Origin of the sequence: Photobacterium alginatilyticum, from assembly GCF_009910675.1 — a bacterium.
Taxonomy (GTDB): domain Bacteria; phylum Pseudomonadota; class Gammaproteobacteria; order Enterobacterales; family Vibrionaceae; genus Photobacterium; species Photobacterium alginatilyticum.
In genome coordinates, this window is sequence record NZ_RSEJ01000008.1 from 60,005 (window position 1) to 83,784 (window position 23,780).

A 23,780-nucleotide genomic window follows, 5' to 3' on the forward strand; every position below is an offset into this window, starting at 1 on the left:
CCTTCCTTATGACAACACTGTTTATTTCTGATCTGCACCTCAGTGCCGAGCGTACCGATATCACCGACTGTTTTCTTACTTTCATGAAGGAAGAAACTACGGGGATCGATGCCCTGTACGTCTTGGGTGATCTATTCGAAATGTGGATTGGCGACGATGACGACTCTCCCTTCCACCAGCAAATCAAGTCGGCCTTCAGGCAACTGACAGACTCGGGGATCCCCTGCTACTTCATTCACGGCAACCGTGATTTTCTGGTCGGGAAGCGATTTAGCCGGGAAACCGGGGTCCAGCTACTGCCGGAGCATAGCGTGATCGACTTGTATGGTACGCCGACGTTGATCCTCCATGGCGATACACTGTGCACCCTGGACGAAGAGTATCAACGCTACCGGAGAAAAGTACATAACCGCTTCATTCAATGGTTATTTTTCCGCTTGCCGTTGTCCTATCGACAGAAAATCGGTAACAAGATGCGCAGTAACAGCAGCATGACGAACCAGGAAAAAGCGCAGGATGTCATGGATGTCACCCCGGATGAGGTGGAAAAGATCATGGCACAGTACCAGGTGACGGCCATGATCCACGGCCATACCCATCGCCCGGCAATTCATCACCTGAATGTCGGCAGCCTGCCTGCATCGAGGACGGTACTGGGTGACTGGTATGATCACGGCTCGGTACTGATCTGCACATCTGACGGCTGCCAGCTGGAAACGCGCGACTTTACCCTGTCGTCCTGACCGCTAGCGGTTCAGCCGGGCCTCTTGCTCATTACTCACTAGCTCATCACTCAAAAGGTACGCCATAGCGTACCTTTTTTATTGTGATGGCGACAGGTTCTACCGGTTACCTTACTCTCACGGCTAGGATAGTGATTGCGCAGAGCTCAGTTTTGCACGTTCACCGGCCCATGAGCGGTACATCGAGAACGAAGTGTAGAGTACAACGCCAATCACCAACCAGGCTAACAACTGCAGATTTAGCGACTTTACCAGGTATGCCGCAATCACCACTCCTATCGGTCCGGTAATTGCCACCACCAGGGCCGCCCGGCTGTTAATACGGTTCATCCTGATAAAACTGCCAGCCGAGAAGAACGTCAAGAATGCACAGGAACACATCATGATTGGGAAGGCTGCCAGCGGGTGCATACCCAGCAGGTACACCATGGTCATACACGGTGCATACAAGCCAATTCCCACCGTCATCAGCGCCCCGAACAAGAAGTTACCGGCAATAGCAACCCCCAGCTTCCAGCCGCTCAGCCCGAGGGCTAATCCGCCAAGAGGAAACAGCTCCAGTTGACCGGCGAGCATCAGGGTGGCAACCACCAGCAACGCCGCACTCATCGCCAACCGTATCAGCTGGCGATCCCAGCCGGATACCAGCCGAGCGCCAACCGTCGCCCCAAGACAGGCAGCCAGAACCAGGCTAACCATGGTGACTTCGTCAACATCAACCGCGGTTAAAAAGATCAGTGACTGGGCAACCGTCGCAACAACAGCCTGACTGTTCAGGGTGCCGGGCAGGAGCTTGTCATCAACGAGCTTGAATTGTTTATACCCGGCCGTTTTAATTGCAAAGCTACCCACTCCAAGGGTATCGCAAAAATTGGCAAAGCCGCCAATAAGGCCAATCGGAAAAATCTTAGTTTGCGCTTCCTGCTTACGATTTTTGCGCCACGCATTGAGCAGCATGACAACAAAAATGCCTCCACCTACAAGCAATCCAGCTTGTATGACTGTAAAGACCGTCATATTTTGCACAAAATTTTCTCAAAAGGGACTATATTGTGGATTAACTTAGTGATTAATTCTATGCTACTGGTCACAGACGTGATTTGCTATTGGATGCACTCTGTGAAACCATCATCATTTATAGTATTTTGTCTTCAAGGCGGCCTGATAAAGCGTTTTATCGCCTGCCAAGCAAACTCTGGTGCCGGACGGCTCATTAATTACAATATCAATAGATTACGTCAGATTTCATGCACTCATATCTTGCTCGACAACCTGTTTTAAACAGAGACAAAGCAACCGTTGGTTACGAGTTGCTGTTCCGTGATGGCCCTAATAATTGTTTTCCGGATGTTGGTGACGAACACGCAACCAATCGTTTGTTAGCTGATAATTTCTTTACCTCGGGGGCAATAGAAGCTACATCGGGGAAGAAAGCCTTCGTCAATTTTCCCTATACCAGCCTCATTCAGCGCACCCCGCTGATGTTCCCTAAGAAAAGCTTTATCATCGAGATCCTTGAAACCTGCGATCCCAGTGACGAATTACTCGAAGCGGTGATCGAACTCAACAGCAAAGGCTATACCCTTGCGCTGGATGATTTCGTTCCCAGTGCAGAGTGGAAGCGTTTCCTGCCGTATATCCATATCATTAAATTTGATATTCGCACGGTACCTATTGCCAAGGCCCGCTTCTTTATCCGCCATCATAAGGACAAGACGAACAAGATCCTGTTTCTGGCAGAGAAAGTAGAAACGCACGACGAGTTCACCGAAGCCTGCGAAGCAGGTTTTGACCTTTTCCAGGGCTTTTTCTTCAGCCAGCCGGAAATGTTGCAGCGCAAGACACTGACTCCATGTGCGTTGACCACGCTGCGCCTGTACAAGGAGATTACCCTTTCCGACGTCGACTTTGGCACCATCGAAAGTATCATCGCCACCGATGTCTCGCTGTCATACAAGCTGCTACGCCATGTCAACAACCTGACATATACCCGGGCCAAACCGATCTCCTCGTTCAAACAGGCGCTGGTCTATCTCGGTGAAGAGCGCCTGAGACGATTTGTTACCTTCGTCGCCACGGCCCATGCCACCGAAAAAAAACCGCAGTCACTCTATAGCCTGTCGCTGCAGCGAGCCCATTTCTGCGAGCGCCTGAGCAATCTGGCAAGAACCGACATCATCGGGAACCAGGCCTTCCTGACCGGACTGTTCTCGCTGTTGGACTCCCTGCTCGACCAGCCGATAGAAGAGGTGATCACCCTGCTTCCTCTGGATAAGCAAGTCCAGCAGGCACTGGTGCACCAAACCGGTCCGCTGGGGCATATTCTCAAGTTAATCACAGCGTATGACAAAGCCGAGTGGGAAGCCGTTAGCCTGCTGAGCAAACAACTCCAAATCAATGAATCAGACGTTGCAGAACTGTATCTGGAGTCTTTAAAATGGTCTTCTTATTTTGAACATACAGCGACTGATTAATCCATGCCTACGCCAGACCAGCAATGCCCGTGCGGCAGCAAGAAAACACTGGTAACTTGCTGCCAGCCCATCCATCAACAGCCATCACGAGCCCAGCACCCGGAGCAGTTAATGCGCGCCAGGTACAGTGCGCATGTCCTTGGCCTTGTTGACTTTGTCGTTGCCACCTACCACCCAAGCTGCGAGGCAGAGCAGTACCGCGAGGCCATTGCCGAATCAGTACATTCTCACTGGCTGGGCCTGGAGGTTATCAGCAGCGAAGTTGCCGAAAACGGTGAAGGGTATGTGGAATTCAAGGCCTATTACCAAGAAGGCGACGATGAATTTTGCCTGCAAGAAAAATCACGCTTCCTGCGCGAGCCTGTCGGCGAGGAAAACCAGTGGTTTTATATCGACGGGGAATACCCGCAACTGACAGAAGAACAGCCAATTGAAGCACCGACACCAGCCATCAGCGATAAAGTCGGTCGTAATGACCCATGCCCGTGCGGTAGCGGCAAAAAATTCAAAAAGTGCTGCGGCTAACCGGTAAGCCTGTCCGAAGCCCGAATTATCGGGCTTCTTTTTTCCCCTCCTCACTGCTGTCTGATCAGCTTCTACGAATTAGTGTTACGATTCTCAGTAACAGTTTGACCAAGGTCACAATCTGTCTAACAACACAGACACAACGAACAAAAAACACTCAATTTACACCCCTCATTGTCGATAAATTGACCACAACTCTTTAAAGAAATGAGGCAATGACATGATAAACCCCAACAACAATCTGCCGTTGAACGCTCATAAACAGCTAAAGAAAGTCACCCAGGCATCACTGATTGATGAACGCAAACAAAAAGTCGAAGCCAAAAGCGAAGACAACAAGCAGGATCCTCCCAGGGAGCAATCCAAAAAACGCCCGCCCAAAGGTCTGCTTGATATTTATGTTTAGCTTTTATGCCAACCAGTAGCGGCAAATGTTAAATATTTAATATTATTGTTCAGGGCCATCCATTCGATAACTCACTGGCCCTGAGCCTTTTTCACCTGTTTTATTTACCTTTTTTTAATAAATCAATATTTCGGTAAAAATACTGTTGCAAAATCAAATTAGCTTGGTTAGTGTGAATAGCAAGCAACGAGTTAATAACGATTTAAACAGAGTACATAATTATGCGTATCCCAATGGTAAAACTACATCACCATCATCATCCTGACTAGTCTTTCGGGAGGATACGCCTCACTCTGGAAGACGGACAAAAACTCTTCCAGCGGTCATTAGAAATAACAGAATTCAGACCCTCGGAAGAACTCACTTCCGAGGGTTTTTTCGTTTTCAGGCTTTAAGAATAATCGATACAGGGAACACAACGATGCAGACTCAACGACTACGAATCGCAATTCAAAAGAAAGGACGCCTGAGCAAAGAGTGCCAGGACCTGTTCAAACGCTGCGGCATTAAATTCAACCTGATGGGTGAGCGCCTGGTCGTACACGCCGAAAACATGCCTATCGACCTGTTGCTGGTCCGCGATGATGATATCCCGGGCCTGATCATGGATGGCGTGGTAGATTTGGGTGTCATCGGTGAAAACGAGCTTGAGGAAGTCGGTCTTGAGCGTGCCGCCCTTAACGAGCCGTGCGATTACACCAAACTGCGCCGCCTTGATTTTGGTGGTTGCCGCCTGTCGATTGCCATCGACAAGGACGAGCAATATACCGGCCCGCGAGATTTGCAAGGCAAGCGTATTGCCACCACCTACCCGCAGCTGGTCAAGCGTTATATGGACGAGCAGGGTGTCGAGTTTAGCCCTTGTATGTTAAACGGATCAGTCGAAGTTGCACCACGAGCCGGTCTGGCCGATGCTATCTGTGATCTGGTATCAACCGGCGCTACCCTCGAGGCCAACGGCCTAAAGGAAGTCGAAGTTATTCTGCGCTCCAAGGCGGTTCTGATCCAGCGTACGGGAGAGTTCAGCGCAGACAAGCAGGCGCTCATCGAACGTATTCTTACCCGTATGCAGGGTGTTATCCAGGCCAAAGAGTCGAAGTACATCATGCTACACGCTCCGACAGATCGCCTGGACCAAATTACGGCACTGCTGCCAGGTGCCGAAGACCCGACCGTGCTGCCGCTTGCTGCTGATAAAAGCCGTGTTGCCATCCATCTTGTCAGCTCAGAGAACCTGTTCTGGGAAACCATGGAACAGCTTAAAGAGCTTGGCGCAAGCTCAATCCTTGTCCTGCCAATTGAAAAGATGATGGAGTAAGCCATGAAGACGGTTGTGTGGCAATCTTTAAGCGATAACCAGCAGGAATCCCTGCTCCAGCGTCCGGCGATCACCGAAGGGGCCAATATCACGGCGATCGTCTCTGACGTGATTGCGGATGTCCGCCAACGCGGCGATGAAGCCCTGCTGGAGCTGACCGAAAAATTCGACAAGATCCGCCCGGAATCAATCAAGGTTAGCAACCTAGAAGTGGAAGCGGCAGCAGAACGCCTCAGCGACAAAATGAAGCAGGCCCTCAAGCAAGCCTATGACAACATCGCAACCTTCCACGAAGCGCAAAAACAACCGACACTGCGGGTAGAAACCCAACCAGGCGTTGTGTGCGAGCAGGTAACGCGTCCGATTAACACTGTCGGCCTGTATATTCCCGGCGGCAGTGCGCCGCTACCATCCACGGTGCTGATGCTCGGTGTGCCGGCACAAATTGCCGGTTGCCGCCAGGCAGTTCTGTGCTCGCCACCGCCTATCGCCGATGAAATTCTGTATGTGGCGAAGCTGTGCGGAATTAGCGAAATATACAATGTCGGCGGAGCCCAGGCTGTCGCTGCAATGGCCTACGGCACAGAGTCGGTTATCAAAGTGGATAAAATCTTCGGTCCGGGCAATGCCTTTGTGACCGAGGCCAAGCGCCAGGTCAGCAACGACTTCCGCGGCTCGGCGATCGATATGCCAGCTGGCCCTTCCGAGGTGCTGGTGATTGCCGACGATACCGCCGACCCGGATTTTATTGCTGCTGATTTGCTCAGTCAGGCCGAACACGGTCCTGATTCCCAGGTTGTACTGGTTACTCCGGAACCAAGTATCGCCGATCGCGTTGCCGATGCTATCCAGAAACAGCTGGCCGAACTGCCACGGGCTGAGATTGCCCGCCAGGCACTCGGATCAAGTCTGCTGATTGTGGCCGACAGCCTGACCCAATGTATTGCTATCTCAAACTACTATGGCCCCGAGCACCTGATTGTCCAGACTCGGAATCCGCGTGAACTGGTGCCACTGTTAGACAATGCGGGCTCAATCTTCCTCGGCGACTGGTCACCGGAATCTGTCGGTGATTATGCATCAGGAACCAACCACGTATTGCCAACATACGGCTATACTCGAACCTACTCCAGCTTGGGACTGGCCGACTTCACCAAGCGCATGACCGTACAGGAACTCAGTGCCGACGGCCTGCAGCAACTGGCACCGACAGTGGTGACGATTGCCGAAGCAGAAGGCCTCGATGCCCACAAACGTGCCGTCACGATCAGGGTCGAGAAACTACAGGCTCAGCAAGCCGCCCAGACAGCAGCAAAGGAAGCATAGGTATGACAGTTTCAAAGCTAGCGAGAAAAACAGTCCGGGAGCTGACACCCTATCAGTCAGCCCGCCGCCTCGGTGGCAGCGGTGATATCTGGCTCAATGCCAACGAGTCTCCCTTCGCCAATGAATACAACATCAAATGTGATCGCCTCAATCGCTACAGTACCTGCCAGCCAGAAGAGCTGATCCAGGCCTATGCCGACTACGCAGGAATAAAGAAAGAGCAGGTGCTCACTTCCCGCGGGGCAGACGAAGGCATCGAGCTGCTGATCCGTGCCTTCTGCGAACCAAATCAGGATAGCATCCTATATTGCCCGCCGACCTATGGTATGTATGCGATCAGTGCCGAGACATTTGATGTCAGCGCAAAAACGGTCCCACTGACCGCCGACTGGCAGCTGGATCTCGCCACCATCCGCGACAACCTCGACGGTGTAAAACTGATTTTTGTCTGCAGCCCGAACAACCCGACCGGCAACTTGCTTGACCGTCAGGATATTGAGGCGCTGCTTGATATGGCGGCAGACAATGCGCTGGTTGTAGTGGACGAGGCCTACATTGATTTCTGCCCCGAAGCATCCACAGTCGATTTGCTGGATCGCTATCCGAATCTGGTCATCCTGCGCACCCTGTCAAAAGCCTTTGCACTGGCAGGGCTAAGGTGTGGATTTACGCTGGCCAACCCGGACATTATCGAGTTGCTGCTCAAAGTGATTGCTCCCTACCCGGTACCTGTCCCCGTGACGGACATCGCCGTGCAGGCCCTCTCGCCTGCCGGACTGGCAAAAACCAAATTCCAGGTGCTCGATCTTAATGCCAACCGTGCCTATCTGCAGGCCGGATTGAGCATGCTCGAAGGTGTCACGGTCTACGACGGCTATGGCAACTACCTGCTGGTGAAATTCCCGGATGCCAACGCTCTGTTCGCAGCCTTGTGGGACCACGGCATTATCTTGCGACGTTCCCCGATTGAAAACTGTATTCGCATCAGTATCGGCAACCGCGATGAATGTGAAAAGACGCTGGCATTTATCCGCGAGCAGCTGGCCCAGAATTAAGTATTAAAGGAAGAACATTGTGAGCAAGGAAAAGATTTTATTTATTGATCGCGACGGCACCCTGATTGTCGAGCCACCCGAAGATTTTCAGGTTGACCGTCTGGATAAGCTCAAGCTTGAGCCCTTCGTGATCCCGGCGCTGCTTCAGCTTCAGGATGCGGGTTATAAACTTGTCATGGTAACCAACCAGGACGGACTGGGCACAGACAGCTATCCCCAGCAGGACTTTGATGCGCCGCACAACATGATGATGGAAATCTTCGAGTCACAGGGCGTCAAATTCGATGATGTCCTGATCTGCCCGCACTTCGACGAAGACAACTGCAGCTGCCGCAAACCAAAGCTGGGGCTTGTTAAGGGGTATCTGCAACAAGGCCGTGTGGATTTCGCCACCTCGGCGGTCATCGGCGATCGCCAGACCGATCTGCAACTTGCCGAGAATATGGCCATTCGCGGGATCCAGTACAATCCTAATCCCTTAAACGAGAAAAGCATGAACTGGCAACAGATCGTTAAAGATCTGACCACCAACCCTCGGATCGCCGAGGTCGTTCGTACCACCAAGGAAACCGACATCCGGGTCAAGGTTAACCTGGATGAGACTGGCGGCAACAAGATCGAAACCGGTCTTGGCTTCTTCGATCACATGCTGGATCAGATTGCCACCCATGGCGGTTTCCGCATGGAGCTGACCGTCAAGGGAGACTTGCACATTGATGATCACCACAGTGTCGAAGATACCGCACTGGCGCTCGGGCAGGCATTGAAAGATGCCCTCGGCGACAAGCGCGGAATTGGCCGCTTCGGCTTCAGCCTGCCGATGGATGAGTGCCTGGCACAATGCGCACTGGATCTCTCCGGCCGCCCGTTCCTCAAATTCGATGCCGATTTCGGTCGCGAGCAAGTGGGCGATCTGTCGACGGAGATGGTGTCGCACTTCTTCCGTTCACTCACCGATACCCTGGCCTGTACCCTGCACCTATCTTCGACGGGTGAGAACGATCACCACATCGTCGAGAGCCTGTTCAAGGCGTTTGGCCGCACATTGCGCCAGGCTATCCGGGTTGAAGGGACCGAACTACCGAGCAGTAAAGGAGTACTGTAATGGTAAGCGAGAACCAGAAAGTCGTCATTATTGATACAGGCTGCGCCAATGTGTCATCGGTCCGGTTTGCCATCGAGCGCCTTGGCTACAGCGTCACCGTCAGCAAGGAGCCAAGCATTGTACTGGCCGCCGACAAGCTGTTTTTACCGGGCGTCGGCACCGCCAGCGAGGCAATGAACAACCTGGAGCAACGTAACCTGGTCGAGCTTGTCAAACAGGTCGACAAGCCCTTGCTGGGCATTTGTCTCGGCATGCAGCTACTGGGCGCCTTCTCTGAGGAGCAGGGCCAGAGCGGCACCGAGCTCGTCCCGTGTCTTGCACTGTGTGATGCCCCGATCAAAAAGCTGGAAACCGGCTCGCTGCCGCTACCGCACATGGGCTGGAATACTGTCACGCCTGCGGAAGGACACCCGCTGTTTAAGGACATTCCAGCCGGTAGCTATTTCTATTTTGTTCACAGCTATGCGATGCCGGTTTCGGCCGAAGAGGCAGAGCAAGGCGGCTATACCATTGCCCGCTGTGAATACGGGCAGCCTTTTACGGCAGCTGTACAGAGCGGGAACTACTATGGCGTACAGTTCCACCCGGAGCGCTCCAGCAAAGCCGGTGCCCAGCTCATTAAAAACTTTTTAGAGATGTGACTTGTTAATTCAGCGAGCTAAAACACATCAAAAGGACTTAGGATGATTATTCCCGCACTTGATTTAATTAACGGCCAGGTTGTTCGCCTTTTTCAGGGCGACTACGGCCAAGTCACAGAATACAAAGTCGACCCTGCCGAGCAATTCAAGCTTTATAACCAGGCCGGGGCCAACTGGCTGCACCTGGTTGATCTCACCGGGGCCAAAGACACCTCGGCGCGTCAGCTGGATCTGATCAGCCAGTTGCTCGCCAGTACCCCTGCCAACATTCAGATTGGCGGCGGAGTAAGAACCGAAAAGGACGTCGCTGATCTGCTGGCAGCCGGTGCCCAGCGTGTGGTTATTGGTTCGACAGCAGTAAAACAGCCGGAGTTGGTCAAAGGCTGGATGGAAAAATATGGCCCGGAGCATATTGTTCTGGCGCTCGACGTCAACATCGACGAAAACGGCAACCGCCATGTCGCCATTTCGGGCTGGCAGGAAGACTCAGGGGTCAGTATCGAAGCCCTGCTGGATGACTTCCTCACCGTCGGCCTCAAGCATGTGCTGTGTACCGATATCTCCCGTGACGGCACACTGGCCGGGTCAAATGTCGAACTCTATGTCGATCTTTGTGCCCAGTATCCGCAAGTGCAGTTCCAGTCTTCGGGCGGCATCGGCGGTCTTGAAGATATCGAAGCCCTCAAGGGAAGCGGAGTCGCCGGGGTGATTGTCGGCCGTGCGCTGCTCGACGGAAAGTTCAGCGCTGAAGAAGCTTTTCAGTGCTGGAACAGCTAACAGACAAGGAGTAACAGTATGCTAGCAAGACGAATCATTCCTTGTTTAGACGTCCGTGACGGACAGGTGGTAAAGGGCGTTCAGTTCCGCAACCACGAAATCATCGGTGACATTGTACCGCTGGCCAAGCGCTACGCCGAAGAAGGGGCTGACGAGCTGGTGTTCTATGATATCACCGCCTCAAGCGACGGCCGGGTGGTCGACAAAAGCTGGGTGGCGCGGGTAGCCGAGGTTATCGACATCCCGTTCTGTGTCGCCGGCGGCATTAAGTCAGCAGAAGATGCCAGCCGCATCCTGCAATTTGGCGCCGATAAAGTCTCTATCAACTCACCGGCTCTGGCCAACCCGGCGCTGATCACCGAACTGGCCGATAAATTTGGCGTGCAATGCATCGTTGTCGGCATTGACTCCTACTTCGATGCCGATACCGGCAAGTATCAGGTGTACCAGTTTACCGGTGACGAGACGCGCACCAAGGCGACCCAGTGGGAAACCCGCGACTGGGTACAGGAGGTCCAGCGACGCGGTGCCGGCGAGATTGTCCTTAACATGATGAACCAGGACGGCGTCAGAAACGGCTATGATCTGACCCAGCTTAATATGGTGCGCGAAGTGTGCCATGTCCCGCTTATCGCCTCTGGTGGCGCCGGTGAAATGGTTCACTTTGCCGATGCCTTCAACAAAGCCAATGTAGACGGTGCCCTAGCCGCTTCTGTCTTCCACAAACAGGTCATCAATATCGGTGAACTTAAGCAGTATTTGAAACAACAGGACGTGGAGATCCGACTATGAGCCTAACAACAAGTATTAACTGGGAAAAAGTAGACGGACTGGTCCCCGCCATTGTTCAGGACAATACCAGCGGCCAGGTGCTGATGCTGGGTTATATGAATGACGAGGCACTGAATAAAACCTTGGAAACCAAGCAGGTTACCTTCTGGTCACGTACCAAGAGCCGCCTGTGGACCAAAGGAGAAACCTCTGGCAACGTGCTGGAGCTAAAAAGCATCAAGCTAGACTGTGATCAGGATACCCTGCTGGTTAAGGTAAATCCTGTCGGCCCGACCTGCCATCTGGGTACCACCACCTGTTTCGACAGCGATAACGCCATCGAAGGACAGGACGAACAACCTGCCCTGGTGTTCCTTCATCAACTTGAACAAGTTCTGGCTGCTCGTAAAGATGCCGATCCTGACTCCTCTTACACCGCCAGCCTCTACGCCCGTGGTACCAAGCGTATTTCGCAAAAAGTGGGCGAAGAAGGCGTTGAAGTCGCGCTTGCGGCAACGTCGGGTGACAAGAAGGAGCTAGTCTGCGAGTCGGCGGATCTGATCTACCACCTGATCGTCTTGCTTCAGGACCAAGGACTCTCCTTGTCTGATGTCACGGCCAAACTGCAAGAACGCCATAAATAAGCCGGAGCTATAGATAAACGAAGCCCTGCCGAACGAGTTCCGTTAGCGGCGCACAACAACAAAGCCTGAGTCCATGACTCAGGCTTTTTCGAATCGACCGCCAGTTTCTACGGGAATTAGCGGCCAAGCGCTTCTTTATAATGTTTGCGGCAAACAGACACATATCGATCGTTACCGCCAATTTCGACCTGATCACCATCGGCTATGGCACGGCCGGTTTCATCCTGTCGGATCACCATATTGGCTTTTCGGCCACAGTGGCAAATAGTTTTCAGCTCGACCAGCTTATCGGCCCATGACAACAAGTATTTGCTTCCCTCGAACAATTCACCACGGAAATCACTGCGAAGGCCATAACACAAGACAGGAATATGCATTTTATCCACTACCTCGGTCAACTGATATACCTGCTCTTTGGTGAGGAACTGGCACTCATCAATTAATACACAGTCGATTTTATTCGTTGCATGAATATCCTGAAGCTTACAGTACAAATCATCCTTCGAATTAAACAGTTCAGCATCTTCCTGTAGCCCGATACGCGAACTGACTTTTCCTTTGCCATAGCGATCATCGATAGCAGCGGTAAAGATCACTGGAGTCATTCCACGCTCACGATAGTTAAAAGATGACTGTAATAACGTCGTTGACTTACCCGCATTCATTGCCGAGTAATAGAAATACATCTGGGCCATAAGGCTCCCCGTCCAAGCGCAAAAAAACTGCCGAAATGCTACAGAAAACGGCACCGAATTAAAAGCGTCAGCATCAATGAAAAGGTAACAAATGCTGAGCGGAAGATAAGAAAAAAGCCTGCAATCACATTGCAGGCTTTTCATCAAAACAGAGTCTGGAATTTATTAGCTTTTCATATTAGCGGCCAGCGCTGAAGGGCGACGAGACAGCCACATCAGCAACAGACAAACCAGGATAAAGGTAATAGTTGCTGCCATAAATGCCACAGCCATCGAGCTGGTCAAACCCAGCACCAGGAAGCCGACTGTTGATACTACCGCCACGGCTACAGCATATGGCAGCTGCGTTGAAACGTGGTCAATATGGTGACAGCGTGCACCGGTCGAAGACAGAATTGTCGTATCCGAGATTGGCGAACAGTGATCACCAAACACCGAACCGGCCAGTACTGCGCCCAGCATCGGCAACATCAGAGCAATCTCAGTCGCTCCCGCCAAGTCACCGGCGATTGGCAGCATAATACCGAATGTCCCCCAAGAGGTACCGGTCGAGAACGCCATCAGGCCAGCCAGCAGGAACAGGATTGCCGGAAGTAGCATCGGATTGATATTGCCCTGCACCAAGGTCGAGAGGTATTTACCCGTTGCCATATCGCTGATCACGCTACCGATACTCCAGGCAAACAACAAGATCAGGATGGCCCCAAACATTGACTTCGCACCAATCCACATCGTACTGGCAACATCAGCCATTGGCAGACGCTGACGCAATACTGATACTAGCGCAGCCAGCAGACCGACAATACCGCCGTATACCAGCGACATACCAACATCGGTATTTTCAAACGCGCCCAGAATATTAAAGGCAATACCATCGGCAGCCAGTGCCTGGTAACCAGTGAAAATCATAAAGAAGAAGGTTGCAAAGATCAGGGCAACGATTGGCATGATCAAATCGGATACACGGCCCTTGTCGCTTTCTTCAATTTCCAGCTCGTCATTCAGATCTTTTGCCTGGCTGTCATCATCGCCTTCGTCAAAACCATGGCCATGGCTCGCCTGAAGTTCATGCTTTTTCATTGCACCGATATCCATTTGGAACCAGGCGACAACAAATACCATTAATAGTGCAAAGACGGCATAGAAGTTCATTGGAGCAAGCTGAATAAATGCACTTAATGCTGAATATTCAGTGATGCCATGTGAAACCAGAATACCGCCAATCAGAGTAATAATATAAGCACCCCAGCTGGATGCCGGCATCAGCACACACATCGGCGCAGCCGTTGAATCGAGAATATAGGCCAGTTTTGCACGGGACACATAAAAACGGTCAGTTACCGGACGGGAAATCGAGCCGACTGCCAAGCTATTAAAATAGTCATCGACAAAAATGAATACACCCAGGAAAGCAGCCAGCAGCTTAGCGCCACGTTTGCTTTTAATTTTAGTCTGCGCCCACTCGGCAAACGCACGGGTACCGCCCGAGAGCGTCAATAATGCCGTCGTCATCCCCAGTAAAATAAGGAAGGCGACGATACTCATATTCCAGCTATTAATTGCTCCGTCATCAATGAAGAGTCCCTTCACTGTAGTACCGACATATCCTGCCGTTGCACCAAAGGAGAAGTCAGTCAATAACAATGAGCCAAGAAGGACACCAACGCCTAATGAAATCAAAACGCGGCGAGTTAAAATCGCTAGACCTAACGCCACCAGTGGCGGTAAAAGCGAAATAGAAGAATGGGAAAAATCTACAATGTTCATGATCTCAATAACAACCGATTTTGGTTGGAGATCTACTGCTGAACACGACAATGTCGCGAGAAAAGAGCATAAGAAGAGGATGTTACCTTTTCCGACCCCACAGTAGCGCTCCATAGTTAATGTAATTATATACTATGGCAGTGTTGCCCCTATTCGGTGACAACCCCAGCAAGAAGGAGTGATAATCCTTACTTACTTCGGCACTGGCTCCTTTTGCAGATCATCATTGGAATCACCCTCCAACCTGCTACTTATAGACAATGCGCCTCTACCCTTAGTCAAGGAATGGCTAATTCTACGGGATAGTGATTCATTTGCAACAACTTCAAGTGAAAAAATTAACACGAATAGTGAATAATCTTGCTTACATGCCGAAAAAACAACCAACTATCGAGCCTCTATATTGCCTCAATATGAAATAGCACGCACTTCATTATTCTGATCAATACCACTATTCTCTTGATTAATTGCACTAACAGCATGGATTAGATGTTATTACAAATGAGATTATTTGAACCCAATTAGAAAAAATTCAAATAGAGAGTGGATATTTTATTTGGCATCAGGGTATTAAAAGTATTATTATTGCAATTATTGATTTGAGACTGCTATTATTATTTAAAATAGTTTTAGGCCAACAGGAAATTAAAAATGTCTGATGCAATGAAAGCGCTGTTAAACCTACGTAGCCTTCGCGCTCTTTCTCGTGAATATACTCTAGAACAACTTCAAGAAGCTCTTGAGAAACTACAAACTGTCGTTACTGAACGTGAAGAAGCTGAAGCTGAAGAACGTGCAAAAGAAAATGAACGTAACGAGAAACTGGCTCAGTACCGTGAAATGCTTCTAGCTGACGGCATCGACCCAGAAGAATTACTGGCAACACTAAGCAAAGCTCCTAAAGCAAAACGTGCTGCTCGTCCTGCTAAATATAAATTCCTTGATGAAAACGGCGAAGAAAAGACTTGGACAGGTCAAGGCCGTACACCAAGTGCACTGAAGAAAGCACTTGATGAAGGCAAATCTCTAGAAGATTTCGAAATCAAATAATCGCTGAATATAAGCTGACAAAAGCCTGGAATAATTCCGGGCTTTTTTGTATCTGGCCTTCAAAGACATGCCTGTCAGGCCTCCCTATAAAGGGCTAGCTGCTGGGCGGAAAGCAAATACCATTCAGTGAATAAATAACTCTGACGAGAGTACTCAGCGTGTTTTATCAGAGATAAAAAAGCCAGACATAATGTCTGGCTTTCTTTTCAACCTTATCGTATTTGATCAGCCAGGTGGCTGACGGCGAGCGCAAAATAATGTGATCGATTCCACTTTAGCAACGTCTGGTAATTTCCGTATACCAAGTATGCCCTGCCATGATTATCATCGGGTTGAATAAGCCAAGCTTTAATATCAGCCTTGGGTAAAGACTGCCCATTTAATCTTCTGACACCTAGCTGTTGCCATTCTGCCAGAGGGCGACCTTTATCCTTTTCAATACCCAGAAGTGACTCACCTATACCATTCGGTATTTTCACCTGCCGCCCCCAGGTATATTTATCATCCCAGCCTGACTTGCTCAGATAATTGGCTGCTGAAGCAAATACATCTGCCTCCGTGTTCCAAATATCAATACGACCATCATTATTTCCATCGACCGCATAGGCTAAAAATGACGTCGGCATAAACTGAGGCTGCCCCATTGCTCCCGCCCAGGAACCTTTCATCTTCGCTGGGGTGATATGTCCGGCATCCAAAATTTCTAGCGCCGCCATCACCTGACCACGGAAAAAAGCTTCTCGGCGCCCTTCATAAGCTAATGTAGAGAGCGCTTCAATCACATTGTAATTTCCCATCAGACGACCGAAATTACTTTCTACGCCCCACAGGGCGACAATAAACCTTGGCTGTACCCCCAACTGCCGACCAATTTTATCCAATGCCGTTTTGTGCTTCCGATATAACTGGTTTGCTTGCTTAACTTTCCATTCAGGAACAGCCCGAGGGATATATTCATCTAAGGTCAGCTTTTTTTCAGGCTGGTTTTTATCAGCCTTAACGGCACGCTCAGTAAATGTAATACCGTCAAAAGCAGAGTTGATTATCGACTCTGAAATTCCATTTTCCCGGGCTTCAGCTTTCAGCCCGAGTACATATTCGTCAAACCCTGCATCGGCCGCAAAGGCCGATGACGAGATCCCTAAACCTAAGGCCACCAGGGCCGACATCAATCTCTTACGCATAGTTACCCTTTTGCATCTTTTCCGACTTTGTCGGCCTTATATTTCTCAAGCAAATTCGTAACTGGCGGTGGAACCTGAAGGTAATAACCAACTGTCGCCAGAGCTTCTTTTACCTTCTCCACATCAGCCAGTGCTAATTTACGTCCATTATCAAGCTTAAGTACCATCACAAACTGCGGGGTACCAAAGGTTGCCATAAGACTCTCAGGAACATCTGAGAAGTCATCTTTAGTATTGATATATAGATATGTGTTTTCTTTCTTAGGGCTTTTGTAGATTGCACAAAACATTAAAAATAGCCTGTTCGTTAAAGCTTTCATCTCATTCAGACCGCGATTTTGCGAAATCATTCCCTCGAATAGCCAGTCTAAGACGGCACAGATGGGACGCTTGTCTGAATTTCCAACGCTAAAGCAAGGATAGCTTGCTGATATACCCTTGGGAATATAACATGCAAGTATCTATGTGATAACGAGCCTTAACGGCTAATTAAGCGACAGTCATTAAATGAGTATGACAAAACCAGCAGAACTGAAAGGGAGCTCTTTCACGCTCTCGGCCCTGCATCTTGTTGATGGGGACATCGAAAAGGCGACGGACTTCTTAAAAGAGAAAGTCAGTCAGGCGCCCAATTTCTTCGCCGCTGCACCCGTCGTCATCGACATTAGCCAAGCCGGCAACAACATCGACTTCAGTACGTTAAAATCGGAAGTGCAAAAGGCAGGAATGATCCCTGTAGGGATAAGTGGCTGTAAAGATACTCAATTGCAAAGTCAGGCAAAGCGCGCCGGGTTTGCTATCATGAATGCTGCACGACAAACTAAAGCGGCCGAAACGGCCATGGAGCCAACCAGGATTATTCGCACACCAGTACGCTCAGGCCAGCAAATCTATGCCAAAAACTGTGATCTGGTAGTCATGAACCATGTCAGTGCCGGTGCGGAAATTATTGCCGATGGCTGTATCCATATCTACGGTACAATGCGCGGCCGGGCAATTGCCGGGGCCAGCGGTCAGCAACAGGCGCGTATTTTTTGTCAAAATTTGCAATCTGAACTGATTTCCATTGCCGGAAACTACTGGCTAAGTGATAAAATTGAAGCTGAGTTCTGGGGTAAAGGTGTCGTTATCTCACTTGCTGAAAATAATTTAAACATAGAGCATTTGGCTTTATAACGTTTGATAAGGAATTTATAGATGGCACGTATTATCGTTGTTACCTCGGGGAAAGGTGGCGTTGGTAAAACAACCTCCAGTGCAGCTATCGCATCGGGCCTTGCCTTAAGCGGCAAAAAAACTGCAGTCATTGATTTCGATATCGGCCTGCGTAACCTTGACCTGATCATGGGTTGCGAGCGTCGTGTCGTATATGACTTTGTCAATGTGATCAACGGTGAAGCCAACCTCAACCAGGCACTGATCAAAGACAAGCGCGTCGAGAACCTCTTCGTGCTGCCAGCCTCCCAGACACGTGACAAGGACGCCCTCAGCCGTGAAGGTGTCGAACGTGTACTCAATGATCTGGATGAGATGGGCTTCGACTTTATTATCTGTGACTCACCGGCAGGTATTGAAACCGGTGCGCTGATGGCACTGTATTTTGCCGATGAAGCGATTGTAACGACTAACCCGGAAGTTTCTTCGGTCCGAGATTCCGACCGTATCCTGGGTATTCTCGATTCTAAATCGCGCCGCGCGGAAAACTCGCTGGAGCCGGTGAAAACGCACTTGCTTCTGACCCGCTACAATCCTGCTCGCGTGACACTGGGGGAAATGCTCAGTGTCGGTGATGTCGAGGAGATACTGCACATTCCGCTGTTGGGCGTGATCCCTGAAAGTCAGGCGGTACTGAATGCCTCCAACAAAGGTGAGCCTGTAATTTTCGACAAGGAATCCGACGCAGGTATGGCCTATGAAGATACCGTCGGCCGTCTAATGGGTGAAGAACGCCCGTTCCGTTTCCTAGAGGAAGAGAAAAAAGGCTTCCTTAAACGTTTGTTTGGAGGCTAATTCACTATGGCTTTGCTAGAGTTCTTCCGCCCCAAGAAACCAACAACGGCGAGCGTAGCCAAAGAAAGGCTACAAATCATCGTTGCCGAAAGGCGTACGGCCAACCAAGGCACGCCTAGCTACCTGCCGCAGCTAAAACAAGACATTCTTGAGGTGATCCGCAAATATGTTGAGATCACTCCGGACCAAGTCAGTGTCAACCTGGATCAGAAAGAAGAAGATCTCTCTGTTCTGGAGCTCAATGTCACCTTGCCGGAAGAAGAAAAATAACCGTCATTCAAAATAAAAGCCCCGGTTACTACAACCGGGGCTTTTTTTATCTGTCCAACAAAGGGAGAACACGCGCTTCGAACAGCTCTTTTCGCCAGTTCTTGAGCATATCGGGACGATCATCGTCAGGCCTTTGCTTTTTCCACGCCCATGAAATCAGCTGGTTGACCTGCTTCTTGGAGGCCAGAAACTCCGGGGCAAGACCTGTTTCCTTCTCAACTTTCGCGACTTCATCCTTTATCCGCTTCACCAGCTGCTTGTAGCCAGCCAGATCAACAAGCCGAACAACTTTTTCCGGATACTGCTGAGGAGGCATATCATCAACATCGTGCACCATTTTCAGCAGGCGATTGGCATGGCGCTGGATCTCCATATTATCAAAACCTTCTTTGGCCATAACGGCCTTGGAGCGGATGTTATAGCGCGCCAGCTTCCACAGGTGCAGCTCTTTGACAATAAAGTTCAGGGCTAAGTCCCGCTTGCGGGCTTCCAGCAAACGCCACTTGGCCACTTTCTGCAACACGGCCAGCTGCTTGGGCTCAAGCTGCCAGGCATTCTTGATATCCAGATACACTTTTTCGGGATCAACCGGCTTAATGCGCTTAAGCATCAGCGCAGCACACTCCTGCACCAATGCGTCCTGCCACCCTTTTTCTTCAACCTGTGCCGAGAGCTTCTGGTACAGCGGCAGCAGATAAAACACATCTGCCGCAGCATAGTCGAGCTGTTTTGCCGATAGCGGACGAGCCAGCCAGTTAGTGCGTGCTTCGCCTTTATCCAGCTCTATCCCCAGAAAGTCATTAACCAGGGTTCCGAAACCGGCAGAGACGCCATAGCCGAGAAACGCAGCCATCACCTGGGTATCGATCATTGGTGTCGGCAGGCAGCCGGCGTAATGCTGAAAGACTTCCAGATCCTCGCCGCAGGCATGCAGTACCTTGGTGACTGACTGGTCGCGGAGCAGGGCCCATAGCGGCTCTAGATCATCAATTTCCAGCGGATCAATCAAAGCCAAACTGTCCCCGTCAAACAGCTGGATCAATCCGAGCTTGGGGTACAGGGTGCGCGTGCGGACAAATTCCGTATCAAGCATGACTGCCGCCTTGGTGCGGGCATGCTCGCAGACAATTTCCAACCGCTCAGTTGTTGTTATGATTTCAAAATTCACAGCAAACCTTTTTTATCAGTTATGACTAACCGAAAGAAAGTGCCGGCGTTATAGCCGGCACTCGAATTAATCTCATTGTAACCTGAATTGACAGCTTATGCTTCTTGCGGCTGCTTATCCGATTCTTCACGCAAAGCTCGGCGCAAGATTTTACCGACATTGGTTTTCGGCAGCTCGTCACGGAACTCGACAACCTTCGGCACTTTATACCCGGTCAGGTGCTCGCGGCAGTGCATCAGAAGCTCATCGCGCGTCAGACTCGGATCCCGCTTGACCACGCAAATCTTCACCACTTCACCGGAGACTTCATGCGGCAGACCAATCGCGGCCACTTCCAGCACCTTGCTGTTCAGAGCAACAACATCTTCAATCTCATTGGGGTAAACGTTAAAACCCGACACCAGAATCATATCTTTCTTGCGATCAACAATATGCAGGAAACCGTCTTCGTCAAAGCGAACGATATCACCGGTGGACAACCAGCCATCGTCCGTCAGTACTTCCTTAGTCGCCTCCGGACGCTGCCAGTAACCCTGCATAACCTGAGGACCACGCACCTGCAGCTCGCCAGTTTGATCGTTACCCAGCACATTGCCTTCGTCATCTACCATTCTCACTTCAGTAGACGGTACCGGCAAGCCAATTGAACCATTGTAATCAACCAGATCATACGGGTAAGCAGCCACTAACGGAGAACATTCCGTCAAACCGTATCCTTCCAGCAAGTAATTGCCGGTCATCTGCTTCCACTTGTCAGCCACGGCTCGCTGTACGGCCATGCCACCGCCCACCGACAGGCGCAGGTTGCTAAAGTCAAGTTCGTGGAAGTCTTCATTGTTCACAAGCGCATTAAACAGCGTATTGACCCCGGTGATCGCGGTAAACGGATAACGTTGAAGCTCTTTGACAAAAGTCGGAATGTCACGCGGGTTAGTGATCAGTAGATTTCGACCGCCCATCTCAATAAACAGCAGACAGTTCACCGTCAGCGCAAAGACATGATAAAGCGGCAGTGCCGTCACAATCAGCTCGCGCCCCTCGGTCAGTACCGGTCCGTAGGCACCTTTGGCCTGCATCACATTGGCCAGCATATTGCGATGGCTCAGTATCGCCCCTTTGGCGACACCGGTTGTCCCACCGGTATATTGCAGGAAGGCGGTATCGTCGCCGGACATGAACGGCTTGACGTATTGCATCCGGCGGCCTTTGCTCAGCGCCGAGCGCATGGAGGTAGCATGAGGAAGGTGGTACTTCGGCACCATCTTCTTAATGTACTTCACGACAAAGTTAACCAGCGTACCTTTCGGCCGTGAGAGCTGATCGCCCAGCCTTGTCAGGACAACGTGCTGGACACCGGTGTTTTTCACCACGTTTTCTAGAGTGTGTGCAAAGTTCGAAACAATAACAATCGCTTTGGCACCGGAATCGTTTAGCTGATGCTCAAGTTCTCGCGGGGTATAAAGCGGGTTAACATTAACCACCACACAACCGGCACGCAAAATTCCAAACAAGGCAATCGGATACTGCAGCAGGTTCGGCATCATCACTGCAACACGGTCACCCTTTTTCAGCTTGAGCTCATTTTGCAAATAAGCAGCAAACGCACGGCTGCGCTCTTCCAGCTTGCGGAAGGTCATGACCTGCCCCATATTGATAAAGGCTGTCTGATCTGCATATTTCTGTACAGATTGCTCAAACATCTCTACCAGAGACGGGTACAAGTCCGGGTTAATTTCTGCCGGTACATCTTCCGGATAGCGGTTAAGCCAAACCTTATCCACTTTGCACTCTCCTTATTTTTTCTGGCGTCATCGCCCAATGCTTGTTGTAGGGGGACTCATTCAAACAAGTGTTTGTTACCGCCATTACAACACAATTAACAAAGAATTAACAACAACTGATTGGACCAGTTATTTGAAATTTGATGTGAATACCACTATGTGTTCACAAACCACCTGTGGGCTTTCAATATGACAGTGATGACCACCGTCAACGACTACCTGAGAGCCATTTTGCAACCAATATCTCCCGCCAGCTGGCTGGCTCAGGGTTTCAAATCCGCTTTGGCCGAGAATCGACAGCACCGGACATTGGATCTGTGACGCCAATGTCTTGGCGTGCTCTTTGGCCATGCGATACAGGGAGTCACAACGCAATTTATTATCATGGCGCCAATACCAGCTCGAACCGTCCTGATAGGTGCCTCTCGCCACCAAAGGGGCAAGTTGTTCGGCCGACAGGTGGTTGACCACACAGCGTAACTGCAAGGCCTCCTGGAACGACGACATTCCCCTGCCCTTTCCCCATCGCTCGGCCCGACGACGGTAGCGCTGCCTGCTGGCAATCCCGTCACGCAGGCGCTGTACCGCCAGCTCCGACGACTCATGCAGCGGGGCAAGCCCTTCAATCAGCACAGCCCCGGCAACCTTGTCCGGAAAGACAGCCGCATAGCAACCGGCAACCAACGCCCCCAGCGAATGCCCGACCAGAAAAACCTCCCGGTCTGGCAACAAAGCCATCAGCTGATTAAGATCGTCAATATAATCAACAAAATGGTAATAGTTATCCTTGCTCCTAGGCTGAGAATAACCATGGCCCGGCCAATCAATTGCAATCAAATGACACTTTTCAGCCAATGTCACAAACAAGGCGTCAAAGCTGGCGGCATTATCCTGCCAACCATGCAAGAACAGTAATATCGGCTTTTGATCACACGGGTAGGACAGCGGCGATGAAGGTGAAACAATCTCGCCCGGATGCTGAAATGAACACAATCCTGCCAGCGTTATCTCCGCCAGCCGGAAGCGTGTATTGTACATTACACTCGACACAACACTCTCAATCTACTTGGTCACCCGTTGCGTGACCTCGCCCCGGGTAAAGCCCACGCCATAGCTCATAAACGAGCATCGTGTACCGATACAGTCATGGTAGCGGGCAAAATCATCAATCCGAATTTCCTGTTTGACCTGCCATAACTGCCGACCGGAAATATCCACGACAGGAAACTGGTAGTCAAAGTCGCCCACAGTCCCCTGCTCCTGACCGCTGACTTTGCCGACCACGGTCAGTAGCCGACCGGGGCGATACTCCAACGGTTCGATAAATCCTTCGGCATATCCGACAAAGCGCCCCTGCGGTTTCGCATCTATCTTGGGTCTGCCGTCGCTGGTCAAAGGCAGGCTGACTATCTCGATCCGAGTACGTCGCTTCTCATTGTGGATAGCAGCGATAACGCCACCGAGTCGAACTTCCTGCTCCTGAGCAATCGCAGGATTATCGCGTATAAGCATAAAGTCGGTGATGGGACTCTCTGACTGAGTGCGCAAGCTTTCAGGCACGCTGGCGCAGCCTACCATAAAGACCGTTAACAGCCCAAGAAATAGCACTCTAAACATCAGATACTCCTAGACAAATGCTCATTATCCAGTCAACTTTACAGATTGTCAGACAGGCTAAACGTAGACGTCGACACCAACCAGGGAGGACAGTTCTTCCTTACGATTTTGGTACATTACACCCATGTAGGAATCGAGGGCCTGGCGGTTCTTGCCCTCAGGTTCGTCATACTGAATTTTGGAATGGGCATCTTGGATCAGCTCCGGATCACGGACCGATTTGGCCACCGCCTTTGCGACCACCGTCTGTTCGGCAGCCACAGGTGCCTGTACCGGTTTATTGACCCGGGGCTTGTGCGGGGAATGTATTGATGTTGGTAAACGTTGAATTGAAACCATAATGCAATACCTATCGGCAGTGTGGATCCTTCAGCTGATTGCAAAGGCCGTCAGAGGAGCCAGACAGGGCTCATTCCGGCACTTAAGATCAGGGTGCTGTGCTTTCGAAGCCCG

General features: G+C 50.7%; 26 protein-coding genes, 1 riboswitch and 1 other annotated feature. Of the genes, 16 read left to right on the forward strand and 10 right to left on the reverse strand.

Annotated features, from left to right (window positions below):
- Nucleotides 1-8 precede the first annotated feature (8 nt).
- Nucleotides 9-743 carry a UDP-2,3-diacylglucosamine diphosphatase gene (gene lpxH / locus EIZ48_RS09470; RefSeq protein WP_160650429.1) on the forward strand — a complete coding sequence of 245 codons (735 nt, stop codon included), beginning with the start codon at nt 9-11 and terminating at the stop codon, nt 741-743.
- Nucleotides 744-866: 123 nt separating this feature from the next.
- Here lpxH and EIZ48_RS09475 read toward each other — a convergent pair whose 3' ends face one another.
- The gene (locus tag EIZ48_RS09475; RefSeq protein ID WP_160650431.1) at nt 867-1,760 is read right to left on the reverse strand and encodes a sulfite exporter TauE/SafE family protein; all 894 of its coding nucleotides are present in this window, start codon (nt 1,758-1,760) and stop codon (nt 867-869) included.
- A 230-nt stretch (nt 1,761-1,990) separates the two neighbouring features.
- On the opposite strand from EIZ48_RS09475, the gene EIZ48_RS09480 reads away from it, so the two are divergent.
- From EIZ48_RS09480 to hisIE, 11 genes are all read left to right on the forward strand, one after another.
- Nucleotides 1,991-3,217, forward strand: a complete 1,227-nt coding sequence (locus EIZ48_RS09480) for an EAL and HDOD domain-containing protein (RefSeq protein ID WP_160650433.1) — start codon at nt 1,991-1,993, stop codon at nt 3,215-3,217.
- Between the two features lie 3 nt (nt 3,218-3,220).
- A complete protein-coding gene (locus tag EIZ48_RS09485) occupies nt 3,221-3,742 on the forward strand; it encodes a YchJ family metal-binding protein (protein ID WP_160650434.1) in 522 nt (173 codons plus the stop codon).
- 220 nt (nt 3,743-3,962) lie between these two features.
- A complete protein-coding gene (locus EIZ48_RS09490; RefSeq protein ID WP_160650436.1) occupies nt 3,963-4,148 on the forward strand; it encodes a hypothetical protein in 186 nt (61 codons plus the stop codon).
- Between the two features lie 244 nt (nt 4,149-4,392).
- Nucleotides 4,393-4,530: a sequence feature (His leader region), on the forward strand.
- A 39-nt stretch (nt 4,531-4,569) separates the two neighbouring features.
- Entirely contained in the window at nt 4,570-5,466 is an 897-nt protein-coding gene (gene hisG / locus EIZ48_RS09495; protein ID WP_160650437.1) for an ATP phosphoribosyltransferase, read from the forward strand.
- 3 nt (nt 5,467-5,469) lie between these two features.
- The gene (gene hisD, locus EIZ48_RS09500; protein ID WP_160650439.1) at nt 5,470-6,792 is read left to right on the forward strand and encodes a histidinol dehydrogenase; all 1,323 of its coding nucleotides are present in this window, start codon (nt 5,470-5,472) and stop codon (nt 6,790-6,792) included.
- Between the two features lie 2 nt (nt 6,793-6,794).
- Nucleotides 6,795-7,847, forward strand: a complete 1,053-nt coding sequence (gene hisC, locus EIZ48_RS09505; RefSeq protein ID WP_160650440.1) for a histidinol-phosphate transaminase — start codon at nt 6,795-6,797, stop codon at nt 7,845-7,847.
- A gap of 19 nt (nt 7,848-7,866) precedes the next feature.
- Nucleotides 7,867-8,952, forward strand: a complete 1,086-nt coding sequence (hisB, locus tag EIZ48_RS09510; RefSeq protein WP_439126572.1) for a bifunctional histidinol-phosphatase/imidazoleglycerol-phosphate dehydratase HisB — start codon at nt 7,867-7,869, stop codon at nt 8,950-8,952.
- Nucleotides 8,952-9,593 carry an imidazole glycerol phosphate synthase subunit HisH gene (gene hisH / locus EIZ48_RS09515; protein ID WP_160650441.1) on the forward strand — a complete coding sequence of 214 codons (642 nt, stop codon included), beginning with the start codon at nt 8,952-8,954 and terminating at the stop codon, nt 9,591-9,593. Before hisB ends, hisH begins: the two co-directional genes overlap by 1 nt.
- A gap of 42 nt (nt 9,594-9,635) precedes the next feature.
- Entirely contained in the window at nt 9,636-10,370 is a 735-nt protein-coding gene (gene hisA / locus EIZ48_RS09520) for a 1-(5-phosphoribosyl)-5-[(5-phosphoribosylamino)methylideneamino]imidazole-4-carboxamide isomerase (protein ID WP_160650443.1), read from the forward strand.
- 18 nt (nt 10,371-10,388) lie between these two features.
- Nucleotides 10,389-11,162, forward strand: a complete 774-nt coding sequence (gene hisF, locus EIZ48_RS09525; protein WP_160650445.1) for an imidazole glycerol phosphate synthase subunit HisF — start codon at nt 10,389-10,391, stop codon at nt 11,160-11,162.
- On the forward strand, nt 11,159-11,785 hold the full coding sequence (hisIE, locus tag EIZ48_RS09530) for a bifunctional phosphoribosyl-AMP cyclohydrolase/phosphoribosyl-ATP diphosphatase HisIE (protein ID WP_075768333.1): 627 nt from the start codon (nt 11,159-11,161) through the stop codon (nt 11,783-11,785). Before hisF ends, hisIE begins: the two co-directional genes overlap by 4 nt.
- 116 nt (nt 11,786-11,901) lie before the next feature.
- On the opposite strand, the gene EIZ48_RS09535 is transcribed toward hisIE, so the two are convergent.
- Together EIZ48_RS09535 and EIZ48_RS09540 are read right to left on the reverse strand one after the other, a co-directional pair.
- On the reverse strand, nt 11,902-12,480 hold the full coding sequence (locus EIZ48_RS09535) for a thymidine kinase (RefSeq protein WP_075768332.1): 579 nt from the start codon (nt 12,478-12,480) through the stop codon (nt 11,902-11,904).
- A gap of 165 nt (nt 12,481-12,645) precedes the next feature.
- On the reverse strand, nt 12,646-14,247 hold the full coding sequence (locus EIZ48_RS09540; RefSeq protein ID WP_160650446.1) for a Na+/H+ antiporter NhaC family protein: 1,602 nt from the start codon (nt 14,245-14,247) through the stop codon (nt 12,646-12,648).
- A 95-nt stretch (nt 14,248-14,342) separates the two neighbouring features.
- A riboswitch (Lysine riboswitch) is annotated at nt 14,343-14,526 on the reverse strand.
- Nucleotides 14,527-14,898: 372 nt separating this feature from the next.
- Here EIZ48_RS09540 and EIZ48_RS09545 point away from each other — a divergent pair.
- Complete coding sequence (locus tag EIZ48_RS09545) at nt 14,899-15,297, forward strand: H-NS family histone-like protein (protein WP_075768330.1); 399 nt, start codon at nt 14,899-14,901, stop codon at nt 15,295-15,297.
- Nucleotides 15,298-15,509: 212 nt separating this feature from the next.
- Here EIZ48_RS09545 and EIZ48_RS09550 read toward each other — a convergent pair whose 3' ends face one another.
- Nucleotides 15,510-16,481, reverse strand: a complete 972-nt coding sequence (locus EIZ48_RS09550; protein WP_160650448.1) for a lytic murein transglycosylase — start codon at nt 16,479-16,481, stop codon at nt 15,510-15,512.
- 2 nt (nt 16,482-16,483) lie between these two features.
- The gene (locus tag EIZ48_RS09555) at nt 16,484-16,771 is read right to left on the reverse strand and encodes a YcgL domain-containing protein (protein ID WP_075768328.1); all 288 of its coding nucleotides are present in this window, start codon (nt 16,769-16,771) and stop codon (nt 16,484-16,486) included.
- Between the two features lie 223 nt (nt 16,772-16,994).
- On the opposite strand from EIZ48_RS09555, the gene minC reads away from it, so the two are divergent.
- Genes minC through minE form a run of 3 tightly spaced genes read left to right on the forward strand, consistent with a single transcriptional unit; the run spans nt 16,995 to nt 18,761 of the window.
- The gene (gene minC, locus EIZ48_RS09560; protein WP_075768439.1) at nt 16,995-17,657 is read left to right on the forward strand and encodes a septum site-determining protein MinC; all 663 of its coding nucleotides are present in this window, start codon (nt 16,995-16,997) and stop codon (nt 17,655-17,657) included.
- Between the two features lie 21 nt (nt 17,658-17,678).
- Entirely contained in the window at nt 17,679-18,491 is an 813-nt protein-coding gene (gene minD, locus EIZ48_RS09565) for a septum site-determining protein MinD (RefSeq protein WP_075768327.1), read from the forward strand.
- A 6-nt stretch (nt 18,492-18,497) separates the two neighbouring features.
- Entirely contained in the window at nt 18,498-18,761 is a 264-nt protein-coding gene (gene minE / locus EIZ48_RS09570; protein ID WP_075768326.1) for a cell division topological specificity factor MinE, read from the forward strand.
- Nucleotides 18,762-18,807: 46 nt separating this feature from the next.
- Here the strand turns inward: minE and rnd are convergent, their stop codons facing one another.
- The 5 genes from rnd to EIZ48_RS09595 form a co-directional block, all read right to left on the reverse strand.
- Nucleotides 18,808-19,929 (reverse strand): ribonuclease D, encoded by a 1,122-nt coding sequence (rnd, locus tag EIZ48_RS09575; protein ID WP_160650450.1) that lies wholly within the window; start codon nt 19,927-19,929, stop codon nt 18,808-18,810.
- A 95-nt stretch (nt 19,930-20,024) separates the two neighbouring features.
- On the reverse strand, nt 20,025-21,710 hold the full coding sequence (fadD, locus tag EIZ48_RS09580; RefSeq protein ID WP_160650452.1) for a long-chain-fatty-acid--CoA ligase FadD: 1,686 nt from the start codon (nt 21,708-21,710) through the stop codon (nt 20,025-20,027).
- Nucleotides 21,711-21,839: 129 nt separating this feature from the next.
- The gene (locus tag EIZ48_RS09585) at nt 21,840-22,760 is read right to left on the reverse strand and encodes an alpha/beta fold hydrolase (RefSeq protein ID WP_338046910.1); all 921 of its coding nucleotides are present in this window, start codon (nt 22,758-22,760) and stop codon (nt 21,840-21,842) included.
- A 12-nt stretch (nt 22,761-22,772) separates the two neighbouring features.
- Nucleotides 22,773-23,327: a Slp family lipoprotein gene (locus EIZ48_RS09590; protein ID WP_160650454.1), complete on the reverse strand. Its 555-nt coding sequence runs from the start codon at nt 23,325-23,327 to the stop codon at nt 22,773-22,775.
- Between the two features lie 57 nt (nt 23,328-23,384).
- The gene (locus tag EIZ48_RS09595) at nt 23,385-23,666 is read right to left on the reverse strand and encodes a hypothetical protein (protein WP_075768321.1); all 282 of its coding nucleotides are present in this window, start codon (nt 23,664-23,666) and stop codon (nt 23,385-23,387) included.
- Nucleotides 23,667-23,780: the final 114 nt, after the last annotated feature.